1 pseudogene is annotated in these 210 nt (G+C 58.1%); it reads right to left on the bottom strand.

The features are described from left to right. Positions 1-197: pseudogene (locus LKK83_RS01200) on the bottom strand (Yae1 family protein); the annotation flags it as partial. Positions 198-210: the final 13 nt, after the last annotated feature.

Genomic DNA, 210 nt, shown 5'->3' with positions numbered 1-210 from the left:
ATTCCACTCCGAACTAAATTCAGTGCCACTTGCTCTATCCCCTCCTGAAGACCCTCCTGGCGACCCTCCTGGCGACCCAGTTCTTGACCCTCCTGAAGACCCTCCTGGCGACCCAGTTCTTGACCCTCCTGGCGACCCTCCTGGCGACCTTCGCGCAGACCCGCTTCGCGACCTTCAGCTAAAATCTCTTGATACATGGATGATTCCCGC

It is taken from the genome of Phormidium sp. CCY1219 (genome assembly GCF_035615515.1).
GTDB lineage: Bacteria > Cyanobacteriota > Cyanobacteriia > Cyanobacteriales > Laspinemataceae > CCY1219.
The sequence above is the reverse complement of the archived record's forward strand: the minus strand, read 5'-3'. Positions and strand labels throughout refer to the sequence as shown.